The following is a 25,033-nucleotide window of genomic DNA, read 5'->3' on the forward strand; positions in this document are numbered from 1 at the left end:
GATGGACTACGACTATATTGTGATTGGTGCTGGCAGTGCTGGCTGCGTGACGGCGAGCCGCCTGGTTCGCGAGTGGGGGGCTCGGGTGCTTCTGCTTGAGGCAGGACCACCGGCGAACAGCGCGCTTATCCGCATGCCGGCCGGCACGTTCAAGATGCTCTTTAACGGTAGCCCTTATATCAAGCGTTACACAACGGCACATCAGTCATCGCTGGGCGACCGCGCGGTTTCCATTCCGCAGGGGAACGTGGTTGGCGGCGGAAGTTCAGTGAATGCGATGGCCTATACGAGAGGATCTCGCGCTGATTACGATCGCTGGGTCGCCGCAACCGGCGATCCCGGCTGGTCGTGGGACGGCCTGATTCCGTATTTCCGCAAACAGGAAGGCAACCAGCGACTCGACAATGAAGCTCACGGTGCGGACGGCCCGTTAAAGGTATCGGATCCGTTGTACAGGGCCGACGTGGCGGACCGGTTCGTGCGGGCGATGCAGCGTCAGGGCTTGCCGTTTGCCACAGACTTCAATGCCGGAACGCTGCGCGGGGTAGGTTACATGCAGACCACCACGCACGGGGGACAACGATGTAGCGCAGCGGATGCGTTTCTCGCTCCGGTTATGTCCGATCCGCGCCTGTCGCTGATTACCCACGCCAACGTGCAACGCATTCTGTTCAACGGGGATCGCGCTATCGGCGTCGAATATATGGCGGGCGGTGCGCTGGTGCGTGCACGAGCGTCGGCTGAAATAATTGTTTGTGCAGGCGCGTTCGCGACACCCAAGCTGCTCATGCTGTCCGGCATCGGTCCCGCTGCGCATCTGCGCGAGCATGGGGTGGACGTGCGCATCGATTCGCCCGGTGTCGGCGAAAACCTGCAGGATCATAACGTCGCAGTCGTGTCGATGACCACCCGCGGACAACACGGATACTTCGGCGAGGACAGGGGGCGTCGTGCGCTGTTGAACGGACTCCAATATCTTGCGTTCCACAACGGCCCGATTGCATCGAACGGTGCGGAAACCATGGCATTCGTCAATCTTCGGGTGCCGAGTGGGGAACCGGATCTGCAACTTTATTGCATTGGCGTCATGTGGCCGGATCCCCTAGCTCCGAAGCCGACCTACGGGATGACGCTGATGGCAAACCTTGTACAGCCTCGGTCTCGCGGAACCGTGCGGCTGATATCGGCAGACCCTGCAGATGACGCGCTCGTCAGTCCGAACTGGCTCGCCGATGATGAAGATACGAAGCGACTCGTCGAAGCGATACGGTATCTGAGAGGCATCGCGGCCCGCGAGCCGTTTGCGTCCATCGTGACAGAAGAGGTTGGACCGGGAACCAAGCTGCAGTCGGACGATGAACTCTCCGATTACATCAGACGAACCACGGAATCCAACTACCATCCGGTTGGCACGTGCAGGATGGGACACCCCAACGATTTTATGTCGGTCTTGACTCCGGATCTCAAGGTGAAGGGCGTCAACGGCTTGCGCGTGTTCGACGCATCGATGATGCCGTCGATCATCAGTTCCAATACGAACGCGACGGTCATGGCCGTTGCTGATCGTGCGGTCGACATAATGATGTCACGGACCATGGCGGCGCCTTCCGCCGGCGGCGATGTGTTAGCGATGCAATCCGAGTGAAACCATGGCGACGGCGCGGGCCTGTGCAGCGGGAGACTCTTCCTGCCGTTTCGGCCGCGTTTCTTAGTGTGCTTTGGGTAAGTGCTCTTTGCACAAACAGGCTGGACTTATGACGTCAAATGCACGCCGCCCCCTCGTAATGGTGGCGCTTGATGGCCAGGTGAAATACGTCAACGAAGCGTTCGTGGAATCGCTCGGCTGGTCCCGCGACGCTTTGCTCGACGTGGCGGCATCGTCGCTACTCGCGGACATACCGAAGGCTGTTTTGCTAGACATTCAGAAGACAGTGAGAGGCAATCGCCCGTGGATCGGATTTCTGCCTTATCGAACTGTGACTGAGGAGATTTTCTGGGCCCGGTCCAATATTATGCCCAGCCGGTCCGGCAAGCGAGCGGTTGCACTTATTGAACCCGTTGAGCCCGCAGAAATAGCGGAAGTGGCCCATGCGTACCAGATGATGGGTGACACCAACACGGACTGGTCGATCCGTGCCGGAAGAGTCACCAGGAAAAGATGGTTCAGTTATCTACCTGGAATCGCGCGCGTGAGCTTGCGTTGGAAGATTGCAAGCATTGTTCTCGGATTATTTCTAGCATCGTTTGTGGCTTGCACCGTAACGTCAAAGGGTATCTCTCCCGAAATCGTGTGCGTTTTCCTGCTTCTGATTTTCGTCATTGCCGGTTCACTGTTGGTAAACATGTTTTATCGGCCTTTGCGGGAAATCACCCGGGTGGCTGTTAGTTTGGCCGCCGGTCAATTGGACATAGCACCTGGCGTACCGCATGATGATGAAATAGGGGATGTGCAGCTTTTGCTCAATCAGGCGATCCTGAACTTGCGGACCACGGTCGCCGATGTGCGTGATGGTGTGATACATCTGTCGTCGGGGACGGGAATGCTTTCTAGTGGAAATCAGGACTTGTCGGTAAGAACCGATCAACAGGTCAGCAGTATTCAAAATACCGCTGCCAGTGTGGAGGAGCTTAACGCGACCATTTCTAACAACATGGAATCAGCCGCTGAAGCCGATCGACTTGCGCGCGAATCGACGCTTGTGGCCCGCGCGGGAGGAGAGATAGTCGAACGCGTCATCGAGATCATGCGCCAGGTTGATGCGTCAAGTTCGAAGAGCGAGAACATAATTGGCGAGATAGACGGAATCGCGTTTCAAACAAACATTCTCGCACTGAATGCAGCGGTCGAAGCGGCTCGCGCTGGGCCCGACGGCCGCAGCTTCGCGGTCGTCGCGTCCGAGGTACGGGCTCTCGCCCAACGAAGCGCAGCGGCTGCTAACGAAATTCGTATCCTTGCCACGAATAGCCTCAATCTGGCACGTGAGGGACGCGGCGTGGCGGAGAAAGCAGGTGCGAGAATGCGAGAAACGGAGTCTGCCGTAGCAGTAGTCAGTAACCTGATTCGAGAGATAAAGGAAGCGTGTTCCGAGCAACGACATGGGATGGTGCAAATCGAGAAGTCCATGGCGGCGATAGACCTGACGACGCAACAGAATTCGGTGCTTGTCGACGCCGTTACATCCATCTCGGAAGAGATGCGCGAGCGAGCCGTTGGAGTCGCGCAAGCCGTTTCCTTGTTTGACATTTGACGTGAAGCTTCCGTTGATCGCGCGAGGGTTCTGCATGGCCAACGCGATGGATAAAGATTACGAACGTCATGTCCCCATTCGAGAGGGCGATCACCCATTTCGCTGGACATCATCACGCCAGGATGTGCTATCCCAGATCCTTACGTTGATCCGTTTGCGTGGGGAAACCGTGTATCGCGGCGAACTGACGGTGGCGTCCGGAATCGTACTACCTACGGGGCCTGCTCACTTTTACTTCGTCGGTCAGGGTAAGATGGTGATCATTCCTGCATCGTCGGAACCGGTGGGAATGCAGAAGGGAGACTTGGTACTATTGTCGCGAGGCGATGGGCATACGATCATCGATAGCGCGTCTTCCCATGACGCAGGCGTCGAACCTCTGGGTCCGGCGCATTTCGACTCGCGTAAGCTTTTTCAGCACTGTGGAAACGATCCTGCAAGTGCTGTGAGCTTCATCGGTGGATCGTTTTTTTTCGACGGAAACCCGCTGACAGCTGCCCTATCTGTGCTGCCTGGTGTCATTCATATTCCGGCTGTTGATGGTAGTGCCCCCGAGTGGCTCAGGGGCATCACCCATTTCCTGCTAGAGGAAGCGCACGATGCAGGTCCCGGTTCGTCATTGATGGTATCGAGACTTATTGATCTGCTTGTGATTCGCGCCTTACGCACCTGGGCCGGCGCGCACACGACAAATCTCGCCCGTTTTGCTGGATTGAATGAGGAGCGAATTGGCCGTGTACTCCGCGCTATGCACGACGATCCGCAAAGAGATTGGACGCTTGCAGCGCTCGCCAATGTCGCCGCTATGTCGCGATCACTTTTCGCCGAGAAGTTTGTGACGGCAGTCGGAGAGCCTCCGTTACGGTATCTGGCTCGATGGCGGCTAACTCTTGCGGCCGACCTGCTAAAGGCAGGCCAGCTGAAGGTTACCGAGGTGGCGCATCGAACCGGATATAACTCGGTCGGGGCCTTCAGTCGCGCATTCAAGGCACAATTCGACTGTCCGCCAAGTGGGGCAAACCGTCTATAGCTACTTGATAACGTTCGGGCTTGGAGGCGCTACTGGTTAGCGCAAGTAAAAGTAGTGTCTCGATGTTGTGGGGGCGCCGGACTCGGCCATGACGTTCTACCGAGGCGACGTAAGACCGCCGCTTCTTATGTCTAGGCTTAAATAATAAACACTGCTACATATGCGATGACCAATGCTGTCAGATCTTCGATAACTGCGGCTGGACGGTCCCTTCCGCCGAATAGCTTTGCGAGACGCGAACGATATTCGAATCCGCTAAACGTACCAATTGCGGCACCGACAACACCGGTCACGGCACATCCAATCAGATTGCCGCTTGAGGCGCCGAGTACCGCTCCGCAAAATCCACCACTCACCAATCTCGGAATGAACTGCATCGGCACCTTCCGGCTGGGCGTCTTCGGTAGCTGATCTGTCACGAACTCCACAATGACAAGAATGCTGAAAATCCCGACGGCCCATACGCTGGACATGAACGAGGCCCACGTACCCAGATAATGGCTGGGGTTCGTGTAAGCTAGCCAGCTGATCGCGGCGGGCGCAATGAAAGTGCGTAGTCCGGCGACAATTCCTATGATAAGGGCGATGAGGTAGATAGACATATAAGGTTCCTTTAAAACGAGTGGATGGTGGCTTATGAACTTCTCATCAGCGATGTCCGGCCACTGGATCTAGTCAATCCCATAGGTAGAAAAATCATTGATGAGCGGCTGTATTCTAGAGAGGCTCTTCCTATCGAAATACCGCTGAGTCTAGAAAGCATGACAATTCGTCCGAAAGCACAAATTCAAGATCGAAAGGTGGGAATGGAGCCACCCAGCCATCGCTGTCCAAATTCTGCCTCCCATCTGCTGGGCCGGTTGCCCGGCAGCTTAAGGGAGAGGCTAGCCACATTTGGCGAGACGTGAGCTCACGGAAAGATGGTTTGATTTCACTTCAAAGGTCGTAGCACGGATGCGCTACGGCATGTAGCATTCGAGATCCGGTTCGATCCGCCCATCCTATGTTCATTCTGCCGAAACGGCATAGACACCTGGCTTCGACAACTAGACGCGTGTGTCACGTTGCCCGCAAGCGGGGCTTTCTGGAGCAGTTCGTGTCAAATCAATTTCGTGCGCAGCGAGCGCCTTACTGGGACAAGACCAGATGATTAGCTGCTCGCTTGCGAGTGACGGCTCCCCGAATGCGCACTTCGGTTACTTCGTTCTCTTGGGTTGACCATGGCCGACAAACGAGCGACCGTCGACGACACATGCTGTCGTCGCCAACAGCCCATCAGGGCGATCTCGATCCCGGCCGGTTACTGGCGGCGAGAACGAAGTCGCTCCCCCGGAAAATTACTAACTTCGGCGGTTAGCGTCTAGTTAGAATTACCACAAGAATGTGAAACAAAAAGTACCTTCATAGTGGTGAGGTCATCGACTGCATCTTGCTTGAAATAGGTGAATCGTTGCCGTTCGGACTATCGGTCAAGGATACGCAAAGAAAATGGTTGATTAGATGGGCTGAGATGGTTAACGCGTTGCTGGTCCTCTGTTCCATTTCTAACCGATCTATGTTCACTAAGCACGTCGACGCCCATGGAGCGGGCTGCGTCAACGCGCGCACGGGTCGGTCGGAGGAAAAAGATATGCTGAACTGCTCAGGTGCGCATTCGATCACAAAATGAGTCACGTTGCTCTGATGGCCCCGAGCCAGGTCATTGTCAAATGGGCGTGCATCGATCGACTAGGATAAAAAAACGAAGGCTTTCTCATCGCCATAGCTAACTAAGACGATCTGCTATTCACCTTCACGTCGTTTGTACCAGGCAACGCCATGTCAGCTGTCTGGTGACGTTGTACTGCTCCGGGCCGATCAAGATCCATGCTCAGAAGCCGAAGCTGCTTAGTCCGGGGTGATCCTCAGGACGAGGACCTTGTGGCCAGAAGAATTTGCGGTCGCTTTCTTGGATCGGGACATCGTTAATACTGGCGTGTCGAACGGCCATGAGCCCATTTTCGTCGAACTGCCAGTTCTCATTGCCGAACGACCGAAACCAATGGCCCGAATCGTCGTGCCATTCGTAGGCGAATCTGACCGCAATGCGATCACCCGTGAAGGCCCACAACTCCTTGATTAGGCGGTACTCGAGTTCGCGTTCCCATTTTCGGTGCAAGAACGCAACGATCTGCTCACGGCCGGCGATGAATTCGGCACGGTTGCGCCAGCGACTGTCAACCGTATAGGCAAGTGCCACTTTTTCGGGGGTACGTGAGTTCCATCCGTTCTCACCCGCGCGTACTTTTAGGGTTGCCGTTTCAAGATTGAACGGAGGGAACGGAGGAAGGGATGAGCTCGCAGACATTTTGATTCCTCTATCTAGATTACCGTTGGGTCAGGGACAGGAAAAATTTACCTCGCTGCGACCGTGACGTGATCTTCAAGAAGGCCGCCAACGAGTGAACGTCTTCTCAACATGCAATGTCCGGTTTGGTTGAAGCAAAGCCAATTCGAACGCTTCACGAACTCCGGTGTGTAAAACGGCTCATCCGGCGCAGCGCCGCGGCGGGTGGGGGTGGCAAAAAACGCGGCTTGGCCGGCATCTCGATCAGATTGCAAGGCGAGCTTGTAACGAAGGTAGCAGCGCACACACCCATCGATGATCTCCGGAAAAAATCTCTCCATCGAATACCAACTTCGCAGCGACCTGCTTGATCATCACCAACTTCTAATACGTCAGGCTGACTACTTCAATGGATTCCCCAAGCCTAACGGCACCGGAGCCATTTCGCTGAAGGCGTATCAACTTTGCCAGTGCAATAACAATCCAAGGTTCCGCCTCCAATCGATAGGATGGCAAAATTACGGGTATGAGTATCGTTACGTATTGTTAAAGATCGTTAAGAATCGTGGGTGGAGGGCTTATTGCTGGTGTCGATCGCATACCGTAGGTACGGGATTGCAAAAAATCGTGACTTGGTGCTGAGGCCTCGATGCTCATCAACCGTAACCAGGCGGGACCGCCATTTTGTTGCCGTGGCAGCTGCGCCGCTAACCTGATCGGCTACCCGGAGCGATATAGTCCTCCAACAAGGAAATCCGCGGCTTCTTGAAACGTTATATCGTCCAGGAGTTGTGCCGGCCCGTTGTGGCCCAGCTCGCCGATTCGACGGACTCTGCTTAAAATAGGTGCGTTGAACCTTCCCAGTGTCTTGAGGCCGGTGTTGGTCGACTCCGGCGCCGCATGATTGGCGCTGCTTTCGTCAATGGTAATGGTCTCAGGTACCCCGTTCTGATCCATCGACTTCTCAAAATAGCGCTTGGCCGCTGTGCTAGTGTGATCGGCTCGCTGCATGAAATCGACAGAGTTGGCCGCCTTGTCGACAGATCAATACAGATATTTCCATGGTCCCCCGACTTTAGCGTGAGTTTCGTTCATTCGCCAGCTGCCAACGGCTCGTTTGCGACACCGAAATGTTTCGTCCGGCGCCGGCAACATCTTGATGGCCCAGCGGCCCACCGTTATATGATTGACATCGATCCCGCGCTAGGCCGTGGCCTGCTCAGGATGACGCAAGAGCAATGGATACGCCACGTACCGGCGGGCACATAGCTGGATGAAAGCCAGCGCATACCGCAGGAACTTGAGAGCTCTCTCCAAAACAGGATTCAGATCTTGCTTCATGGATCAAACGTCCTGACTCGCGCATCCAGCGTAGCAAGCCGGGTTAATGCGTCAGAACACGGAAGGCGTATTGCCGCGGTCTTGTCGCGTCGCTTTTGCACAAACGCGTCGACTTTGATATCACGCTCGCCGACTTCTCGCCACAATAGATGCGGCTCGCTGCATAGCATCACGAACGCCTCGCTCAGATGCCGCGCGGCGAGCAGGATGCACCGTGCCAGGCGAAAATCTAGTGCCGAACTCGTTGCAATAGCAACGAATCGATGTTGCACAAGCGCGGGTTGGACAGGAAATGCCAGCGGAACACGCGGCAGATGACGGTTGCAGGAAACGAGTTGTTGCCGAACGCGACATCGTCGTCACATTCGAGACACGGTGGCTGTGATAGAGCGATTCTGTCGTCTTCATCAAGTCAATTTACCCTAGCGTGGCCTGAAAGCCTCGACCTTCACGCCGGGGATGAAAGGCGGGTGTAGACGGCGCAGCAGGAATATCGTGATCTTCGGAGGGAGAAATGCGACGATCAAGAATTCCCGGAAAGACCCGTTGCACAAGCTTTCGACGGCGCTCGTGAAGGAGTACGGCGCCATCTTCATCGGCAACGTGAACGCTTCGGCGCTCGCGAAGACACGGATGGCGAAATCCGTGCTCGACGCGGGATGGAGCTTTTCCCGGACCATGCTGCAGTACAAAGGCGATCGCGCCGGCGTGTGGTTCGATGAGGTCGATGAACGATATTCAACCCAGACCTGCAGTTGCTGTAGCAGGCGCACTGGCCCGAAGGGCCGGGAAGGTCTCGGAATAAGAGAATGGGCCTGCCCCGAATGTGGCGCCTATCATCATCGCGACATCAACGCAGCACTGAACATTCCATTCTCGCGGCGGGACGTCGCCGTCTTGCAGAAGGAATCCCCGTCCTTTCCGCGCTAAGCGCGGCAGCCGAAGGCTGAGGGCGGGGAGGACGTCAACGCTACCTTTCTTTCAACCTGACAGAACCTCACAAACCTCATCGAGAATTACTGATTTCAAAACTCGTCGCAACAAACTTGTTAAGTGGTGTCAGCCAGTGTGAGATCGCCACCATGTTGGCGGAGTGTTCGCGTAGCATCATACGGTGATGAAAATCGAGTTCAATCCTGAATTCACCTGCAGGTCTTTTAAGGAGCGCTGCGATGCCCGAACTGAAGAAATTGGTTACTATCCTGTTCGCTATGGCTGCTCTCGCTGGAGCAGCGACGGTTCAGGCCCAAAGCGATTCTACTGCGTCCGCTGGTGCGGCAAGTAGGAAGACCATCCGCAGGCAAAACCACCAGCTCGAATCAAAAGTACGGCATGCGTTGACCAAGACCAAGAACCTCGACTCCTCAAGCATCACCATTCTCGCGCGAAGCGGCAAAGTCACGCTCGAGGGTCAAGCACCCAATAAAGATCAGATCGAGCTTGCCGGAAAGACGGCAACAAGCGTCCCCGGCGTGACCAGCGTCACAAATAACGTCGAGGTTCACGAGGCTGGCAACTAGTTTGATTGCTTGTGCTGGGTGCGTATTTCACACCAAGCTGGACAGATTCCGCATGAGGTAGGGACACGGGTCAGCTGTGGCCTGCTCGACGCTTTGTCGGGAGCCGCATGCATTCCCTACCTCGGCGCCTCGCCTACAGCCATCGGGCGATACGTTCGGCGCATGCAGCGCGCCGGGCTCAGCTACCCACAGCTTACGAGACTGTCTGACGACGAACTCGTAGCGGGGCTGCGTCCACTGAACGCAACGGATTGAAAGGTAACATCCCGAACCCGACGGGTCCACCGTGCGGCGCGAACGGTCACGCGATGGCCTCACGCTGGACCTGCCGTGGAACAAGTCCGACGCCCAAGATCCCGATTACTTTGCCTGCGCGAGATTCTGTACCCGCTGCGGCCCTGGGCGTGTCATTGACACTGTCTTGATGTAGCAGCCGAATTGTTTGTGACTGTCCGACCATCCATTAAAAATGGTGAGTGTCAAAGTGATAGACGTTCCTCTTTCCGATGAGGATTGGCAGCGAGTTAGCCATCTACTGATCGTAGATTCCAGGCGGCGGTTTGGCCGCCCAGCTCGAGATCCGCGAGACGTATTGAATGCCATCCTTTGGGTCACCATCCACAAGGAGAAGTGGCACAGGTTACCGTCTAACTACCCGCCGTCACGGACGTGCTACATCAAATGGCTTCAATGGCGACGCGCTGGTCTAATTTCCAAAATATTTGAGGCGTTATGGATTGCAGAAAGCTGAACAGAGGCCGTGACCTGTTGACATTGCAAGATCGGCATGTTCTCAATACCGCTGGTGGTAATGTGCCGGGTCCGTGACTGCATGTACTTGCGAGGTGGGCGTCATGCCTGTATCGTCGTTGACGACCTTCTCAAGCGTGTTCGTTGTGATTTACTGGCCGATCTTCCTCACAGTGAGTCGCATGTGTTACATGTTTCGACGCGAATTGCTGTATCTCGTCGCCTTGGGTCGCGATCGTATGTCACGGGGTCTGGTTTAGATGCCAGATTGGTTTCGGAGAATGATGAGTTGAACAATCTTATTTCCGCAGAACGAGAAATAGAAAGTAAGGACGAGAGGGTTCGGGAGACCACGCTTGTCAAATATTCCGTCAATATGGGCAGTTAGGATTGAATGTCCGTAGTGCTCGACCACCTTGACGACCTCGAGCGTCAGCCGCTCGCCGATAATGTCGCGAGCCGCCCAATTGGCGATGGCGTCTTTACCCCAATAGTCGACAAACTGATCATTGACGAGGGCGTCATCGACGAATGTTTCCAGCAACGCGTCGAGGTCGCCAAGGTTTGTGGCTTGTATGTAAGCGTCAACGAATGGCAATAGTCCTCTGCGCTCCTTTCCGGTAGGAGTCGGCCGCGTAACAGGAAATCCTTGCTTGCCCGAATCAGGTACGTCAGCCATGTCGTATCCTTGCATTACCTCCACGATTATTGCCGCTGTTGAGCAAATGTGGCACGTTATGCAACGTTAAACGCTGTCAAGACGTGATAGCCGCCACGGCTGACCGGCCCGCTGTCAGTATCGATGGAGGCGTAGCACCGCTAGGTCAAGCAGGATTTGACCTGCAGTATCAAGGTCGGCGTTTGGTAGTTGCCAGCAATCGCAATGCTACTTTGGGCGGCTGCGATAGCGCCCTATAAATTGCCGACGCGGATCGGAAAATGGTTAGGCTGGCAAATACATTCAACTGACGACGCAAGCTGCAGAACGAGTCGACCAATCTCAGCCTGTCTTCAATTGCCTTCCGAAGTCCTCGTCGGTCCCGCCGATAAACATAGCCGAAGCAGCCATGGCTTCCTGAAGTGCCAGTTGGGCTGTCCTGTCCGCGTAGCCTTCTGGCCAGGAAGCTAGGGCCTGCTCGCACCAACGATGGCATTCGACGAGCAACGACAGCTCAAGGAACAGCGGCGCCGATGCCGCGGCGAGTTGCACACCGATCACAGTTTCGCCAGCGACAGTAAAGCACCACTCCAACGCTGCACGAATATTGCCCATGTGATGTCCGATGGTCGCCGCGTGCTCGTTCGGGGCTGCAATGCATCCGACGGGATTTCTCGGACGCCACTTCGCATAGTAGAGGGCGTGTCGTCTGGCGACATCCGTGGCATCGGTAGATAGTTCGAGCTTTTCGGCCGCAAAGGCCACTGTGGAGTCGAGCAACCGATGGTATGCGATCCCGTTGATGGGGGCTACCCAGATGAGGGATTTGTCAATTAAGCTGGAAATCGCCTCGGCGACCTTCGTCATGTCAGTCTGGTCGTCAATAGCTACGGCCTGAGCGGCTTCGAGCGTGAACACACCAACGAAGACAGAAAGGCGTACGAGCACGCGTCGGTCCCGATCGGACAAAAGATTGAAGCTCCAGTCCAGCATCGCATATAGGGTTTGGTGACGCGGGAGCGCACTGCGGCGTCCCTGCCAGAGGAGCTTGAATCGATTGTTCAGCAGATAGGCGGTTCCCTGGAGCCCGTACGCGCCTACACGGCTACCGGCCAGTTCGATCGCCAGCGAGATGCCATCTAGTCGGTTGCAGATCGCTGCGACAGTAGGCGCATCGGCATCGGTCAGGTCTGGCGTATAACCGCTGGCGAACGCGCGCTCCATGAACAGTTGAACCGCAGGAAAGGAGAGGGCCTTGGCCGCATTCAAAGCGTTCCCGATCACCGGATACTCCAACGGCATTAAAAGGTGGACGTGCTCGCCCTCTACTCGCAGTGCTTCACGGCTTGTCGTGAGGATATGCACCTGCGGCGCATCGTAATAGAGTCGTTCCGCCAACATAGCGGCGGCGTCGATGACGTGCTCGCAGTTGTCAAGGACCAGCAGAATCCGACGGCCCGCCAGAAATGCCGTAAGACTGGAAAGAGGATCTGTTCCGTGTGTAAAAATACCGAGCACGGTAGCTACTGCGTTTGGGACAAGGGGCGGGTCGATCACCGCACCGAGATCTATGAAATAAACAGCTTCCCCGAAATCGCTGAGCAAGGCGTGGGCGATGGCGACCGCGACAACTGTCTTACCGATGCCGCCGGCCCCAACCACGCTGACAAAGCGTTGAGAAGTAAGCAGCGTCGTCAGAACTGTGACTGTGTCTTCGCGACCGAGCATTCGGGCCAATCGCGCTGGAAGCTTATGTTTTGAAACTTGGGCCGCGTCAAATGGATGCAAAAGCGACTCCGAGGGCTGCGCAGCAGAGCGAACAACGCGTTCGACAAAAAAATATCCTCGTCCCGTCACGTTCGCGATATATCTGATCCCATTCGTGCCGTCTCCGAGGGCATTTCGCAGTTCCGCGATCGCCACCCTGAGGCTGCCTTTCCCCACCACGACATTGGGCCAAGCACGGGCCATCAATTCACGTTGGTCTACGACCTCACCGTCGGCCTCTGCAAGGGCGATAAGGACATCAAGCGCTCGAGAACCGATGTCGACCGCCTCTTCGCCTCTAAGTAGAAGGCGCTCAGCCGCAAGGAGCCGGTATGGTCCGAATGAGATCACATCCATCGCGCCATAGAGCCCTGAAAAGAGGAAGTTGAATGCGAGCGTTTTCTCTTCGAATTACTTTTGCGATTGAGTTCCCTACGTACTGAATTGATCACTCATCGACGTTGGTGGAAACCCGGTTGAGAACACCGCCAAGGAACGGAGCTCAGCATCGGGCCGGAGAGCTGCGAGGGTGCGTCTTCGTTCTGCAGCTTGCTCACAAGCGACAAGGGAAGGTCAAAAACAGTTGAGGCTAGCGCTTGGTTCATATGTAAGGATCCCCTGCGATGTACGAGACGGATTTCGACTTCCGCGCATCGACGGTGTGCCTTGTCACTTATGTCCCGTGGTACCGTCTACCAACTCGTGCAGCGTGGCTGTGCTGCGTGGTCGATGGTAACACTGACGTTTTAAGGATATCGTCCTCGATACCGCACGCTGTGTTCTGTAACGGGCAAATTTATATCGTATTTCTTGCATCCAAGGTTCGACAACAGCAGGGAGGCTGAATTTGACTCGTGAAACACCGAGATAAGTAGAGGAGCAGACTACGTCGCTGATTCTCGAGGAGATCTGCCGGAATGGCGGTCATCTGTTTCTGAGGTAGTCGCGCGCGGTTCCGTATTGATCGAACAGATTGGAAGTACGAACGTTCGGCTAGTGGAGTGGATTCTCGGTCGAGCTGCTACACGGCACCGCTTGGTATTTTGACGAGCGGCTCTGGAGAAACAGATGGCCGCTGAACTGGCGAGCCGATCTTTCAAGTAGGATTTCGGTTGTGAGACTGTGCTCGACAACGGCCGGTCGTAGCACGCATGAATCGCTACAGAGCGTGACGAACATCTCGGCTAGGAGACATGCACTACCCAGCTTACGTCGCACCGCTTTCAACTTTGGTTAAATTTGGTACATGAATGGTCATTTCGCATTAGGCGCACACATGCTTTCATCAACTGTCTAAGTCGGAAACCGCCAAACAACAGATTATTCAGCCTGTACATGTTTACGGAGAAGAAGTCGTCGATCTATCGCGAGTCGGTCCAGGGCTGGATGAACCGGTCCGGCACGGAGCCCGGTATGTGATCCAGCAGGCAATCGAGGCGGAGCTGCCGGCATTGTTAGAACGGTGTGAGAGCATCATGGCCTGCGTGCCAGTACGCAATGGCTATATGTCGGACTGCGGCGTGGCGATAACAGCTGGCTCCATCGCATTACAGGTCCCGAAGGATCGCGATCGATCTGGATTGGGGGTGAAGGTCAATTCTTCGATTGTGCCGCCGCGTGTGCGGATGACGCCAAGGCGGCTGTCGAGCAATTCGGCGAGCGGACGTTCAGCCTCTGGGGTCCCACGACCCTGTAGCGAAGTGTTGAGCGCAAAGCTGGAACGGGATTGAGAAATGTGAAATCAGGAGCCACTGTGTCCCAATATATTACGAGCTTAAGCGGCGACCAAAGAATCGACCCCGTTCACAAAAATAGGTGGACGTCCACTCTTTTACATCGCTACGGAATGAGGAGCAATCTGCACGACTCTCGTTCAGCGGATTGCCAGGTCCGGGATTGGCAGCTAGGAGAGCTTTTAATTCTTGACGTCAATATGGCGCATCAGCTTGTGTCGCCAGTTCTAAAGGAGGACGCCTGCTGGAATGGTGATCATCTGTTTCTGAAGGTGGTTACGCGCGGCTCCATATTGATCGAGCAGAACGGAAGCTCGCGAACCTTCGGCCAGCGCGCTGTGCTCGCGGTCGACCCGTTACACGGCTACAGTGAGATTTTTGGTGAACAGTCATCGTTCACGGTACTGCGAATTCCGAAAGTGGCTTTGCGTGATCGCGGAATGCCCCATACTTTTCGTGATGTACATGTGGGCGATGCGAGCTCGCCGGACGTCCGGGCCGTTTGCGACTTCATACTGTTGCTTGCGCGGCAACACGGGGCAATTAGCAACGACCTGGGAATACGCATGACGGATCAGTGTCTCGATGTCTTGGACGTTGTGTTCGCAGAGGAAGCGAAATCTGGGCGTAGACGTAGCAACGCAATAACTTTGGTGTTGCGCGCGAAACAAGTAATCGGACGCCTTGCTCGAAACCCTGATTTGGACGTGTCTTGGATGGCAAGGGAATTGAACGTATCACCGAACTACCTTACTCGCGTGTTCAGGACGTCAGGTCAAACGCCGATGCGTTATTTAATGTCGTTGCGCCTTGATCGTGCGTCTAAGTTACTCGCCGAAGGAAATCTTCGTGTGAAGGAAATCGCATTTAGTTGTGGGTTTGTCAGCAGTTCCCATTTCTGTAGTGTTTTTAGACGGGAGTTTGGGATGTCACCTCTGGAGTTTGCGTCAACAAAACGGTCTGAATCCTCTTCTGACGGGACGGCGCGTTCGATAACCTGAGTTGCCGCAGTGTTCATTCAGTGCCTCCCGACTGTTCGGCCGTAGGCTCTTTACAGCATCGATTCTGCAATTTGACTCTCGACTAATGATTAGCGGTCAAAATGGCAGCCATTCGAGAGCCTGTCAATGTCTGCCAGCTTGCCCGTAGCCTAGTCGCAATTGTTGTGCATTAGTCGCATTTGCCGGCGCCCGATTGCAGCCTTGAGGATGCCGGTCGAGAGGCAACCCGAGGCCTTGACACACGGCGCTGTAGCTAACGCTACTAGCTTCAGCTTTTCGTCTGTTACATGTTCGAGGTGTACGAACACCATGTGGTCATCAAAGCAAATTGATGGGCGACGCTCTCTGCGGAGCGCAGTATTACCCACGCCGCGTTACCGCTCCAAGGTGGTGATTTGCACCTGTCTTAAAGTCGTTGCAGTTTTTGTCGCGATAAGCTGATCCCGTAGACCCCGATGTCTCGCCGTCGGGCTCGAATCAGATATTTTGTAGAGTTACGCATAATCGTTGTTGGCATACCGCGTAACGAGGCTGCGCCTCACCCAACTGACGAACGCGGCCTCGCGGATTCCGTGCTGTGCAGAGGCCTCTGGTCTCGTCAACATGTCAGGGTCCCACAGTCTATCGCCGACGCTATGTTCGGCACAGCGGGGCCCGCCGTCAAATGCTGTCCTCTTTGCTTCGCTGTACTTGCAGCAAAAAAACGACGTCAGCCATACGCAGTTAAGCAACGGCAACAGCAACAGTTCTTAACGGCCTTTAACACTGGATAACGGCCAGAATGCCCGAAATTTAGGCACTATCAAAGCGCCTGATATCTGGCGGACCTAACTTCCGTTTGAATACACGGCAAGCGTCAAATGTGGGGCGCGTCTGGACTGAAGCCGCATATTGGCTCACGCCGTGACGTGGTGTCGCCCCCCCAGGCAATATATAGTTTCCGCCTTCTGCCGGCGGTTCATGGAGGTCTCATATGACTACGCGACGGGAAGTTCCAGGAATTCGACCGTATGACGGACCCGCTGGAGGGTGGGGGGCGCTCCGTGCTACAGCGCAAGCTGTGCGACTGCAAATGGAAAGCATAAAGGCGCCTATTGCGTTGCTACGAACGAATCAGCCCGACGGTTTCGATTGTCCAGGTTGTGCGTGGCCGGACAAGGAGCACAAGTCGACGTTCCAGTTCTGCGAAAACGGCGCCAAAGCGGTCACGTGGGAAGCGACGACCAAGCGGGTGACGCCGGAGTTTTTCGCAAACAACACGGTGTCATCGCTGCTGCAACGCTCGGATTTCGAACTGGAGGACCTCGGCCGGTTAACGCATCCTCTCGTTTACGACAGCGCTACCGACAAGTTCGTGGCTGTTGAGTGGGAGAACGCATTCGCTCGCATCGGTGAAGTGCTGCGAGGGTTGTCCTCTCCCGACGAGGCCGAGTTCTATACGTCAGGCAGGGCGTCGAACGAGGCTGCGTACCTCTTTCAATTGTTCGCGCGAGAGTACGGGACCAACAATTTCCCCGATTGCTCGAACATGTGCCACGAGGCGACCAGCGTTGGCTTGCCCCAGTCGATCGGGATCGGCAAAGGCACGGTATCGCTGGATGATTTCGACAAGACTGAACTGATCCTCTCGATCGGCCACAATCCCGGCACGAATCATCCCCGCATGATGGGGACGCTCCACGAATGCTCGCGGCGCAACGTCCCGATCATTGTGTTCAATCCGCTTCGCGAGCGCGCGCTGGAACGCTTCGCCGATCCGCAGAGCGTTTTCGAAATGGCGACCTTCGCGTCGACCCGAATCGCGTCGACCTATTTTCAGCTCAGCGCCGGAGGAGATGCGGCCGTCCTCAAGGGAGTTATGAAAGCGCTCCTGGCGATGGACGCAGAGCAAGGCAACACCGTCCTGGACCATGAGTTTATCGCCACGCATACCCAGGGTTTTGAAGCGTTAGCCGCCGATCTGGAAGCGACGTCTTGGGACGATATCGAAAAGGCAGGAGGGCTCAGCCGCGAAGAGCTGGAGGACGTTGCCATTGCCTACGCGAAATCGAACGCGACGATTGTCACCTATGGAATGGGTGTAACCCAGTGTGTTCGAGGGACCGCCAGTGTCCGTCTGATTGCGGATCTGTTGTTATTGCGCGGCAATATCGGCAAACCCGGCGCAGGCATCTGTCCTTTGCGTGGGCATTCGAACGTGCAGGGGAACCGGACGGTCGGCATCACTGAAAAGCCGTCCGGCGCCTTCCTCAAGCAAATCGAAGACGTGTTCGGGTTCAAGCCGCCCGAGGCGCACGGGCACGACGCGGTCAGAGCAATGCAGGCAATGATCGACGGCTCGGCCAAGGCCCTGATTTGTTTGGGCGGAAACTTCGCTGCTGCGTTACCCGATTCAGGGCAGTCCTTTCCCGCGATGGGCAAGCTCGATCTGAGCGTCCATCTCGGCACCAAGCTCAATCGTTCGCACCTGCTGGTGGCAAAAGAAACGTACGTGCTGCCTGTTGTGGGCCGCACGGAACTGGATATCCAGGCGACCGGCCGGCAATCCATTACGGTCGAGGATTCCATGTCGATGGTCCACGCTTCTTCGGGCAAGCTGACACCCGCGTCCGAACACCTGCTATCCGAGCCGGCGATCATCGCCGGTATTGCGAGAGCAACGTTGCCGAACAGCAAGGTGGCATGGTCGGACCTGGTTGCCGACTACGACAGGATTCGGGACTTGATCGAACAAACCGTGCCGGGATTCGACGCCTTCAATGAACGGATCAGGGTACCGGGAGGATTCCGTATGCCGCTTCCCCCGACTGAACGTGTGTGGCCCACACCGTCAGGAAAAGCGATGTTTTCAATATACGAGGGGGTAAAGGAAGACGCAGCCGTCTACGGTGCTGAAAACGTGCTCCGCCTCATTACGATGCGCAGTCACGACCAGTACAACACCACCATCTATGGTTTGGACGATCGTTACCGAGGTGTGTTCGGCCGGCGCGATGTGCTGTTTATGAACGAAGACGATCTTGCCGAGCAGGGACTTGAACACGGTGATCTGGTCGACATCGAGACGGTTACGTCGTCGGGCAGACAGCTTCGCTTGAAGAACATCACTGCGATCGCGTACAGCATCGCGAAGGGCTCGGTCGGGGCCTATTACCCAGAAGCCAACGTGCTGGTACCACTCGACTACATTGACAAGGATAGCGGCACGCCTTCGTACAAGTCTATCCCGGTGCATGTTCTGCGCTCAGCCGGAACTTGATTTCGGGCAAGCTTGACGGTCGGTCGACTGAGCGGGCGCGTTCAGTCGATCGAAATGTGGGAGGCCGGGGTCGAACGCTGTCTTTGCCGGGAACATGCAACGACAATTTCGCGCCCGGGATTGCCGCACAAACCTTCAATTGCCATTAGATCGATTTAACCGGGCTTGCGTCGTCGTGCTCGGTGGGCCGCGTAGCTATTGTGCCGCCCATGGCACTCGTCTTTACGCAAACACCACTAACACCTGGAGTGATTGATCAATCATGGAAATCTTCGATGCATTCCACCTTGCCAGGATGCAGTTTGCGTTCACGGTCTCGTTTCATATCATTTTTCCCGCGATCAGCATTGGTTTGGCGAGTTTCCTCGCCGTCCTGGAATGGCGCTGGTTGCTGACCGGCGACACAGCTTACAAGGACATGTTTCTCTTCTGGTCGAAGATCTTCGCGGTCGGCTTCGGGATGGGCGTCGTCTCCGGTGTGGTGATGGCCTATGAGTTCGGCACTAACTGGAGCGGATTTTCGAGCGTGGCTGGCAACATCACGGGGCCTTTGCTGACCTATGAAGTGCTGACGGCGTTCTTTCTCGAGGCCGGCTTTCTCGGCGTCATGCTGTTCGGGTGGCAACGCGTCAGTCCACGCGCACACTTCTTCGCCACGCTCATGGTTGCGGTGGGTACGCTTATTTCGACTTTCTGGATTCTCGCGTCGAATAGCTTCATGCAGACGCCCCAAGGATTCGCCGTCGAGAATGGCCGTATCGTGCCTGTCGACTGGATGAAAATCATCTTCAATCCGTCGTTCCCATATCGCCTCGCGCATATGACCATCGCCGCGTTCATCGTCGCGGGGTTCATCGTTGCCGCTTGCGGCGCATGGCATCTGTTGAAAGGCCGGCGCGACAAACCGGTCAAGCGTAGCTTCTCAATGGCGCTGTGGATCCTGCTTTTCCTGGCGCCGATACAGATCGTCGTTGGCGATGCGCACGGCCTGAACACCCGTGAATATCAGCCAGCCAAGATCGCTGCAATCGAAGGGCTGTGGGAAACCGAGCACGGTGGCACCGCCCTCAATCTGGTCGGCCTGCCCGACATGGACGCGGAGGTGACGCGATATGCGATCCAGATACCACACTTGGGCAGCCTTATCCTGACGCATAGCTGGAACGGAGAAATCCGCGGCCTGAAGGAGTTTCCGCCGCAGGACCGCCCGTACTCGCCGATCATATTCTGGACCTTCCGGATCATGGCAGGTCTCGGCATGCTGATGCTGTTGACTGCGCTGCTTGGCCTGCTGCTCAGAGTGCGCGGTCATCTCTACGAGACTCGGTGGTATCAGCGTTTCGTGCTGTGCATGGGGCCTTCTGGAATTGTGGCGCTGTTGGCTGGGTGGATAACGACGGAGGTCGGCCGCCAACCCTGGACGGTCTACGGCGTCCTGCATACCGCCGACTCGCTGTCGCCGATCAGTTCGCAGCAAGCAGGCGTTTCATTGCTGATCTTTGTGCTGGTGTATTTCCTGGTGTTCGGTACGGGCGTCTATTACATGATGAAGATGATGAGACGCGGACCGGAAGAGCACATAGAGCACCGCGAGTCCCGCAAGCATCCTGTCTTGCGCAATCGTCCACTCCACGCACTGGAAGGAGAGTAACGCCATGCAAATCGATCTTCCTGTCGCGTGGGCGGCAATTATCGGACTCGGGGTTTTCATCTACGTGATGCTGGACGGCTTCGATCTGGGCATCGGTCTGCTGTTTCCGTTCTTCGAGGCGAAGGGTGACCGGCAAGTGATGCTCAACACCATCGCGCCGGTCTGGGACGGTAACGAGACGTTCCTCGTGCTCGGCGGCGCGGGGCTCTACGGGGCGTTCCCAGTGGTCTATTCGACGCTCCTGCCTGCGAACTATTTGCCGCTCATCCTGATGGTCGTGGGCCTGATTTTCCGCGGCGCGGCGTTCGAGTTGCGTGCCAAGGCCACCCGGACCCAGCATGCCTGGGATATGGCTTTCATTGGCGGGTCCGCGCTTGCGGCGCTGTGTCAGGGCATTGTGCTGGGATCGCTGCTGCAAGGCATCAAGATCGTCGATGGCCGTTTCGCCGGTGGTCCGTTCGATTGGCTCTCACCGTTCAGCCTGTTCTGCGGGATCGGCGTGCTCATCACGTACGCGACGCTCGGCTGCGGCTGGCTCATCCTGAAGACCGATGGTGAACTGCAGCGCAAGATGCGCGAGGTGATGCGGCCGCTCGTGATCATCCTGCTTGGGGTGGTGGCCGCCGTGAGTCTCTGGACCGTGATCGGCTTGCCGGCGGTAGCGTTTCGCTGGTTCGGGAGCGGCAATCTCGGCTGGTTCCTGCCGGTGCCGATTCTTGTCATCGCCTGTGTATGGGGCGTGTTCCGGTCGCTGCGGCTGAAGCACGAAGCTATCCCGTTCCTTCTCACGCTCGCGCTGTGCTTTCTCGGCTACAGTGGCTTGCTCATCAGCATCTGGCCGAACATCGTGCCGCCGTCCCTGACGATCTGGGAGGCCTCGTCGAGTCACTCGAGTCAGTTGTTCGCGCTGGTCGGCACCGTGATTGTGCTTCCGATCATCCTCGTCTACAACGGCATGCAGTACCGCGTATTCCGGGGCAAGGTGCGGGAAGGGGACGTCGGCTACCACTGAAGGTGACGGCGCAATCAGACTACTAAAAGAGCACATCATGATAGTAAGACCAGGGGAAAACTGGTTCCGATTGCTGTTTGTCTGGAACGGTTCCGTGTTGCAGTCGATTATTCCGCAGCTGGTCTTCATGGCGATTGTTAGCAGTGTTGCTGTCCTGACGCAAGGTCGCATTTTCGGCGAGAAGATTCCACTGAATACCGCGCCGTTCACCTTATTCGGCCTCGCGCTCGCGATCTTCCTTGCGTTCCGCAATAACGCAAGTTACGAGCGGTTCAATGAGGCGCGCCATCTCTGGGGCAACATCCTGATCTCGGCGCGCGCGCTGACGTCGCAAATGCTGTGTTACGTCCCACGCGGCGATCACAACGTTCAAGTGGCCCATACACTGATTGCGTGTGTGTACGCGCTGAAGCACCAGTTGCGCGGGACCGACCCGACGCCTGATCTCCTGCACTTTCTCGGACGCACGCGAACCGAGGCCTTGCAGCACACCTGCTACAAACCGACGGCGCTGCTCAATGACGTTCGTCGTGACTTCGCCGATCTGCAAGTTCGGGGCTTGATGTCGGATACGACCCTCTGGATGGCCGATGTGCAAATCAACGAGTTGGGAAGGACGGTAGGAGGATGTGAGCGGATCGCATCCACGCCTATCCCCTTTGCCTACAGTGTGTTGCTGCATCGCACTGTTTACGCCTATTGCGTTTTGCTGCCGTTCGGTCTCGTCGATTCGACAGAGTTCTTCACTCCTCTTCTTTGCGTGTTCATTTCTTATACGCTCATTGCGCTGGAGGCGATTGCCAGTGAAGTCGCCGAGCCGTTCACTACCGCGCCGAATGCGCTGGCGCTCGACGCCATGACCCGCAACATCGAACGATCGATTCTCGAACTGTGTGGAAATGAACTGCCCGCCGAGGTCAAGCCGGTGAGCCCTTATCAACTGACGTAAGGTTTCTCCATGGACGTATCCGATGATCGTGCTCACCAGAAACTGTACTCTTGAAATTCGGCACGGACTGCACGTCCGGTGCTTAGGGCTGACACACCGTCACGTCCGAGGGTCATTCACGAGTTGGCCTTCTAATCACGACGATGACCGCCATTGCTCCGTCCTCTATCGCATTCCGCACACCTCCGGATAGATTGTGAACATCAACCATCCACAAATACCGGCCGATACGGCATTGCGCCATCGCTTATCCGCCGGCGGCACCGCGTCCACGCTTGACAAGCTCAATCGTCCACTGCGGGATTTACGTTTGTCCGTTATCGATCGATGCAACTTCCGGTGTACGTATTGCATGCCGCGGGGCACCTTCGGCGCAGACTATGCGTTCCTGCCGTCTTCGGAGCGCCTATCGTTTACGCAGATCGTCAAGCTCGCGGAAGCATTCGCTTCGCTCGGAGTTGAGAAAATACGCATCACCGGTGGCGAGCCGCTCTTGCGGCGGGGGCTCGAATCCCTTATCGAACAGCTCGCGAAACTGACGACTGAGGGCGGCAAACCGATGGAACTTGCGCTCACGACCAACGGCTCTCTGCTCGCCGCGAAGGCGCGGTCACTGCGCGACGCCGGCCTCGGCCGCGTGACAGTGAGCCTCGATGCTTTGGACGCCGCTGTGTTCCGTCGGATAAGTGACGTCGACATGCACGTGTCCCAGATACTGGACGGGATCGAGGCGGCGCGTGCGGTGGGACTTGGACCGATCAAGGTCAACGCGGTGATCGAGCGAGGCGTCAATGAGGACCAGATCTTGCCGCTCGTTCGGTTGTTCAGGAACACCGGCGTAGCCGTCCGTTTTATCGAATACATGGACGTCGGCGGCGCTGGTGAATGGTCGAACAAGAAGGTGGTCACGGCTCGCGAGACGCGGCACATCGTCGAGTCGGAGTACCCTTTGATCCCCATTGTCGTTCACGAACAAAGGGGTACCGCTGTTAACTATCGCCATGCCGACGGCTCAGGCGAAGTCGGATTCATTGCTAGCGTATCGCAACCCTTTTGTGGTTCGTGTTCGCGCGCCCGCGTCTCGGCCGACGGCAAATTTTATTCATGCCTTTTTGCCACGCATGGTACGGACTTGGGGCCCTGGCTCACCGACACAGCCTCAGTTGAGCAGCTGGCAACGGCCATTCGCAGCCGGTGGATCGATCGCGACGACCACTACTCCGAGCTTCGCTCAACGCAACACAGGTCGGGATCGGGAAAAGTCTACCCCACAGTTCGCATGTCGCTTGTCGGCGGCTGACCCCAAGCCAGCCCTTTCGATGCAGACATGGACTAGAGAGTCGCCATGACAACGTCGCTGCCCCTTGATCGCGCACGGCTTTCGCACACCGACGACAATGCAAGCAATTCAACACATCAGCAGGTCACAAACCCATCAGGCTGTGAGGTGCGTGTCTTGCAGCCGCCAACCGACATGCAGTGGAGAAGTGAGTGTCACTGACTTATAGGAGGGATACCGTGTCACCAAAAAGCCTTGAGCCCAGTAAAACGTTTCGCAACAGCCTGTTATGGTTCGTCGCATTGTGGTTGCTCGGAGTCACTGGAGCGGCTCTACTCGCGTTACCGTTCCATCTTATGGTCGCTGCCGCAATGCGCCACTAAGCCGCTTCTCCCGACTAGAGGCGCGGCCGGCGTGGCCGATTGAGAGGCAGACGGCTCGCGGGTATCAATAGCAAGGAACAAACCGCTAGGGCGAGTGGTTCCATCGGGGACACGATGCCTCCCCACTGCGGTGGATGCCAGCGATCGCTGGTTGCCTAGCACAGGCAAGTGGAGACGGCGATGGACATTGAAGCTGCAAAGGCGCATTCGAATGTAGCACTATTGTTGACGCTGTCGGGCGGCTTTCTCGACGCGTTTACCTTTCTGGGACACGGCAAGGTCTTCGCCAACTCGATGACCGGCAACATCGTGCTGCTGGCGGTCAATCTGGCCACCGGTGACTGGCACCAGGCGTCGAGGCATGTTCCGCCGCTCGTTGGCTTTGCATGCGGAATTCTGGCGGCGCATCTGTTGCAATTGATGTCGCCGCGCTGGGTACGTCAGCCGGCCATCGCTGCACTCATATTCGAAATCGTATTTCTAGCGGCGGCAGCGCTGAAAGGGCTGCCCGAGTTCTGGTTAATACCCGGCATCTCGTTCGTCGCGACGCTACAAACGATGTTCTTCGTGCGGTCTGGAACGGTGACCTACACGTCGGTAATGACCACCGGCAATCTGCGGCGCTGCGCACAACTCTTCTTTGAATCGACAATACCGAGATGGGACTCCGCAAGGTTGCGCGATGCAGCCATGCTTGGCGCGATCAGCCTCAGTTTTGCGCTTGGCGCTATGGTCGGTGGTTTAGCCACACAACACCTGCATGACACCGCGTTATGCGCCCCTGCGGCCTTCCTGTTAGTCGCATTGCTCGACATCTGCCGGCGAGTTTTCACAAACCGGGCGACGTACGTATGAAAACGCGCATCTCGGCCTGATGGCCGGGTTTTATACCGCATAAAGCATCGTATGCGGCCAATTAAGGATGCGGGTCAGAGTTGTGGCTCAAGCCGGGTGACCTAGCGCAGTTCGAATAGCATGCTCCAGGGACGCAGCGCGGCGTAGCCGTCGACGGTCTGTGCGAGTGGGATACGTCGGAACAGCCAGGTGAGGTATCGGGACGGATCGATGCCGCTGGCTTTTTGTTGACTCGACCAGCGAGTAATGACGCTCACAAGCGGGTGCACTA

Annotated in this window: 18 protein-coding genes and 2 pseudogenes; 14 read left to right on the forward strand and 6 right to left on the reverse strand. The window is 56.4% G+C overall.

The features are described 5' to 3' along the window. Nucleotide 1: 1 nt before the first annotated feature. The 3 genes from WN982_RS07545 (at nucleotide 2) to WN982_RS07555 (ending at nucleotide 4,278) form a co-directional block, all read left to right on the forward strand. The gene (locus tag WN982_RS07545) at nucleotides 2-1,645 is read left to right on the forward strand and encodes an FAD-dependent oxidoreductase (RefSeq protein WP_341315114.1); all 1,644 of its coding nucleotides are present in this window, start codon (nucleotides 2-4) and stop codon (nucleotides 1,643-1,645) included. Between the two features lie 109 nt (nucleotides 1,646-1,754). Then, on the forward strand, nucleotides 1,755-3,248 hold the full coding sequence (locus WN982_RS07550; protein ID WP_341315115.1) for a methyl-accepting chemotaxis protein: 1,494 nt from the start codon (nucleotides 1,755-1,757) through the stop codon (nucleotides 3,246-3,248). A 34-nt stretch (nucleotides 3,249-3,282) separates the two neighbouring features. After that, a complete protein-coding gene (locus WN982_RS07555) occupies nucleotides 3,283-4,278 on the forward strand; it encodes an AraC family transcriptional regulator (RefSeq protein WP_341315116.1) in 996 nt (331 codons plus the stop codon). A gap of 137 nt (nucleotides 4,279-4,415) precedes the next feature. On the opposite strand, the gene WN982_RS07560 is transcribed toward WN982_RS07555, so the two are convergent. The 3 genes and pseudogenes from WN982_RS07560 to WN982_RS07570 form a co-directional block, all read right to left on the reverse strand. Then, nucleotides 4,416-4,880 (reverse strand): DUF4126 family protein, encoded by a 465-nt coding sequence (locus WN982_RS07560; RefSeq protein ID WP_341315117.1) that lies wholly within the window; start codon nucleotides 4,878-4,880, stop codon nucleotides 4,416-4,418. A gap of 1,268 nt (nucleotides 4,881-6,148) precedes the next feature. Continuing rightward, nucleotides 6,149-6,625 carry a nuclear transport factor 2 family protein gene (locus WN982_RS07565; RefSeq protein ID WP_341315118.1) on the reverse strand — a complete coding sequence of 159 codons (477 nt, stop codon included), beginning with the start codon at nucleotides 6,623-6,625 and terminating at the stop codon, nucleotides 6,149-6,151. Between the two features lie 873 nt (nucleotides 6,626-7,498). Beyond that, nucleotides 7,499-7,879: pseudogene (locus WN982_RS07570) on the reverse strand (DDE-type integrase/transposase/recombinase); the annotation flags it as partial. Nucleotides 7,880-8,491: 612 nt separating this feature from the next. Here WN982_RS07570 and WN982_RS07575 point away from each other — a divergent pair. The 3 genes from WN982_RS07575 to WN982_RS07585 all read left to right on the forward strand — a co-directional run bounded on the left by WN982_RS07575 (nucleotide 8,492) and on the right by WN982_RS07585 (nucleotide 10,216). After that, nucleotides 8,492-8,875, forward strand: a complete 384-nt coding sequence (locus tag WN982_RS07575; RefSeq protein ID WP_341315119.1) for a transposase — start codon at nucleotides 8,492-8,494, stop codon at nucleotides 8,873-8,875. A gap of 242 nt (nucleotides 8,876-9,117) precedes the next feature. Beyond that, nucleotides 9,118-9,465 carry a BON domain-containing protein gene (locus WN982_RS07580; protein ID WP_341315120.1) on the forward strand — a complete coding sequence of 116 codons (348 nt, stop codon included), beginning with the start codon at nucleotides 9,118-9,120 and terminating at the stop codon, nucleotides 9,463-9,465. A gap of 469 nt (nucleotides 9,466-9,934) precedes the next feature. After that, nucleotides 9,935-10,216 (forward strand): transposase, encoded by a 282-nt coding sequence (locus WN982_RS07585; RefSeq protein WP_341315121.1) that lies wholly within the window; start codon nucleotides 9,935-9,937, stop codon nucleotides 10,214-10,216. A gap of 255 nt (nucleotides 10,217-10,471) precedes the next feature. Here WN982_RS07585 and WN982_RS07590 read toward each other — a convergent pair whose 3' ends face one another. Then, nucleotides 10,472-10,894 carry a nuclear transport factor 2 family protein gene (locus WN982_RS07590; RefSeq protein ID WP_341315122.1) on the reverse strand — a complete coding sequence of 141 codons (423 nt, stop codon included), beginning with the start codon at nucleotides 10,892-10,894 and terminating at the stop codon, nucleotides 10,472-10,474. 321 nt (nucleotides 10,895-11,215) lie between these two features. Beyond that, nucleotides 11,216-12,997, reverse strand: a complete 1,782-nt coding sequence (locus WN982_RS07595) for a winged helix-turn-helix domain-containing protein (RefSeq protein WP_341315123.1) — start codon at nucleotides 12,995-12,997, stop codon at nucleotides 11,216-11,218. Between the two features lie 965 nt (nucleotides 12,998-13,962). Here WN982_RS07595 and WN982_RS07600 point away from each other — a divergent pair. The 8 genes and pseudogenes from WN982_RS07600 to WN982_RS07635 all read left to right on the forward strand — a co-directional run. Beyond that, nucleotides 13,963-14,277, forward strand: a pseudogene (locus WN982_RS07600) (IS256 family transposase); the annotation flags it as partial. A gap of 116 nt (nucleotides 14,278-14,393) precedes the next feature. After that, a complete protein-coding gene (locus tag WN982_RS07605; RefSeq protein WP_341315124.1) occupies nucleotides 14,394-15,374 on the forward strand; it encodes an AraC family transcriptional regulator in 981 nt (326 codons plus the stop codon). Between the two features lie 973 nt (nucleotides 15,375-16,347). Then, on the forward strand, nucleotides 16,348-18,633 hold the full coding sequence (locus WN982_RS07610) for an FdhF/YdeP family oxidoreductase (protein WP_341315125.1): 2,286 nt from the start codon (nucleotides 16,348-16,350) through the stop codon (nucleotides 18,631-18,633). A 262-nt stretch (nucleotides 18,634-18,895) separates the two neighbouring features. Next, nucleotides 18,896-20,284, forward strand: a complete 1,389-nt coding sequence (locus WN982_RS07615; protein ID WP_341315126.1) for a cytochrome ubiquinol oxidase subunit I — start codon at nucleotides 18,896-18,898, stop codon at nucleotides 20,282-20,284. Between the two features lie 4 nt (nucleotides 20,285-20,288). Then, nucleotides 20,289-21,296 carry a cytochrome d ubiquinol oxidase subunit II gene (gene cydB, locus WN982_RS07620; protein ID WP_341315127.1) on the forward strand — a complete coding sequence of 336 codons (1,008 nt, stop codon included), beginning with the start codon at nucleotides 20,289-20,291 and terminating at the stop codon, nucleotides 21,294-21,296. Nucleotides 21,297-21,333: 37 nt separating this feature from the next. After that, a complete protein-coding gene (locus WN982_RS07625; RefSeq protein WP_341315128.1) occupies nucleotides 21,334-22,245 on the forward strand; it encodes a bestrophin family protein in 912 nt (303 codons plus the stop codon). A 235-nt stretch (nucleotides 22,246-22,480) separates the two neighbouring features. Beyond that, nucleotides 22,481-23,545 (forward strand): GTP 3',8-cyclase MoaA, encoded by a 1,065-nt coding sequence (gene moaA / locus WN982_RS07630; RefSeq protein ID WP_341315739.1) that lies wholly within the window; start codon nucleotides 22,481-22,483, stop codon nucleotides 23,543-23,545. Between the two features lie 530 nt (nucleotides 23,546-24,075). After that, nucleotides 24,076-24,762 (forward strand): YoaK family protein, encoded by a 687-nt coding sequence (locus WN982_RS07635; protein ID WP_341315129.1) that lies wholly within the window; start codon nucleotides 24,076-24,078, stop codon nucleotides 24,760-24,762. A gap of 101 nt (nucleotides 24,763-24,863) precedes the next feature. Here WN982_RS07635 and WN982_RS07640 read toward each other — a convergent pair whose 3' ends face one another. After that, nucleotides 24,864-25,019 carry a transposase domain-containing protein gene (locus WN982_RS07640; RefSeq protein ID WP_341315130.1) on the reverse strand — a complete coding sequence of 52 codons (156 nt, stop codon included), beginning with the start codon at nucleotides 25,017-25,019 and terminating at the stop codon, nucleotides 24,864-24,866. Nucleotides 25,020-25,033 lie beyond the last annotated feature (14 nt).

The sequence above is a fragment of the Paraburkholderia sp. IMGN_8 genome (genome assembly GCF_038050405.1).
Taxonomy (GTDB): domain Bacteria; phylum Pseudomonadota; class Gammaproteobacteria; order Burkholderiales; family Burkholderiaceae; genus Paraburkholderia.

Excerpts from the sequence above, each read along its gene's own strand:
- WN982_RS07615 (WP_341315126.1), top strand. The coding sequence starts at position 18,896 with ATGGAAATCTTCGATGCATTCCACCTTGCCAGGATGCAGTTTGCGTTC.
- WN982_RS07585 (WP_341315121.1), top strand. The coding sequence starts at position 9,935 with ATGGTGAGTGTCAAAGTGATAGACGTTCCTCTTTCCGATGAGGATTGG.
- WN982_RS07625 (WP_341315128.1), top strand. The coding sequence starts at position 21,334 with ATGATAGTAAGACCAGGGGAAAACTGGTTCCGATTGCTGTTTGTCTGG.
- WN982_RS07565 (WP_341315118.1), bottom strand. The coding sequence starts at position 6,625 with ATGTCTGCGAGCTCATCCCTTCCTCCGTTCCCTCCGTTCAATCTTGAA.
- WN982_RS07595 (WP_341315123.1), bottom strand. The coding sequence starts at position 12,997 with ATGGATGTGATCTCATTCGGACCATACCGGCTCCTTGCGGCTGAGCGC.
- WN982_RS07610 (WP_341315125.1), top strand. The coding sequence starts at position 16,348 with ATGACTACGCGACGGGAAGTTCCAGGAATTCGACCGTATGACGGACCC.
- WN982_RS07555 (WP_341315116.1), top strand. The coding sequence starts at position 3,283 with ATGGCCAACGCGATGGATAAAGATTACGAACGTCATGTCCCCATTCGA.
- WN982_RS07580 (WP_341315120.1), top strand. The coding sequence starts at position 9,118 with ATGCCCGAACTGAAGAAATTGGTTACTATCCTGTTCGCTATGGCTGCT.
- cydB (WP_341315127.1), top strand. The coding sequence starts at position 20,289 with ATGCAAATCGATCTTCCTGTCGCGTGGGCGGCAATTATCGGACTCGGG.
- WN982_RS07590 (WP_341315122.1), bottom strand. The coding sequence starts at position 10,894 with ATGGCTGACGTACCTGATTCGGGCAAGCAAGGATTTCCTGTTACGCGG.
- WN982_RS07560 (WP_341315117.1), bottom strand. The coding sequence starts at position 4,880 with ATGTCTATCTACCTCATCGCCCTTATCATAGGAATTGTCGCCGGACTA.
- WN982_RS07545 (WP_341315114.1), top strand. The coding sequence starts at position 2 with ATGGACTACGACTATATTGTGATTGGTGCTGGCAGTGCTGGCTGCGTG.
- WN982_RS07550 (WP_341315115.1), top strand. The coding sequence starts at position 1,755 with ATGACGTCAAATGCACGCCGCCCCCTCGTAATGGTGGCGCTTGATGGC.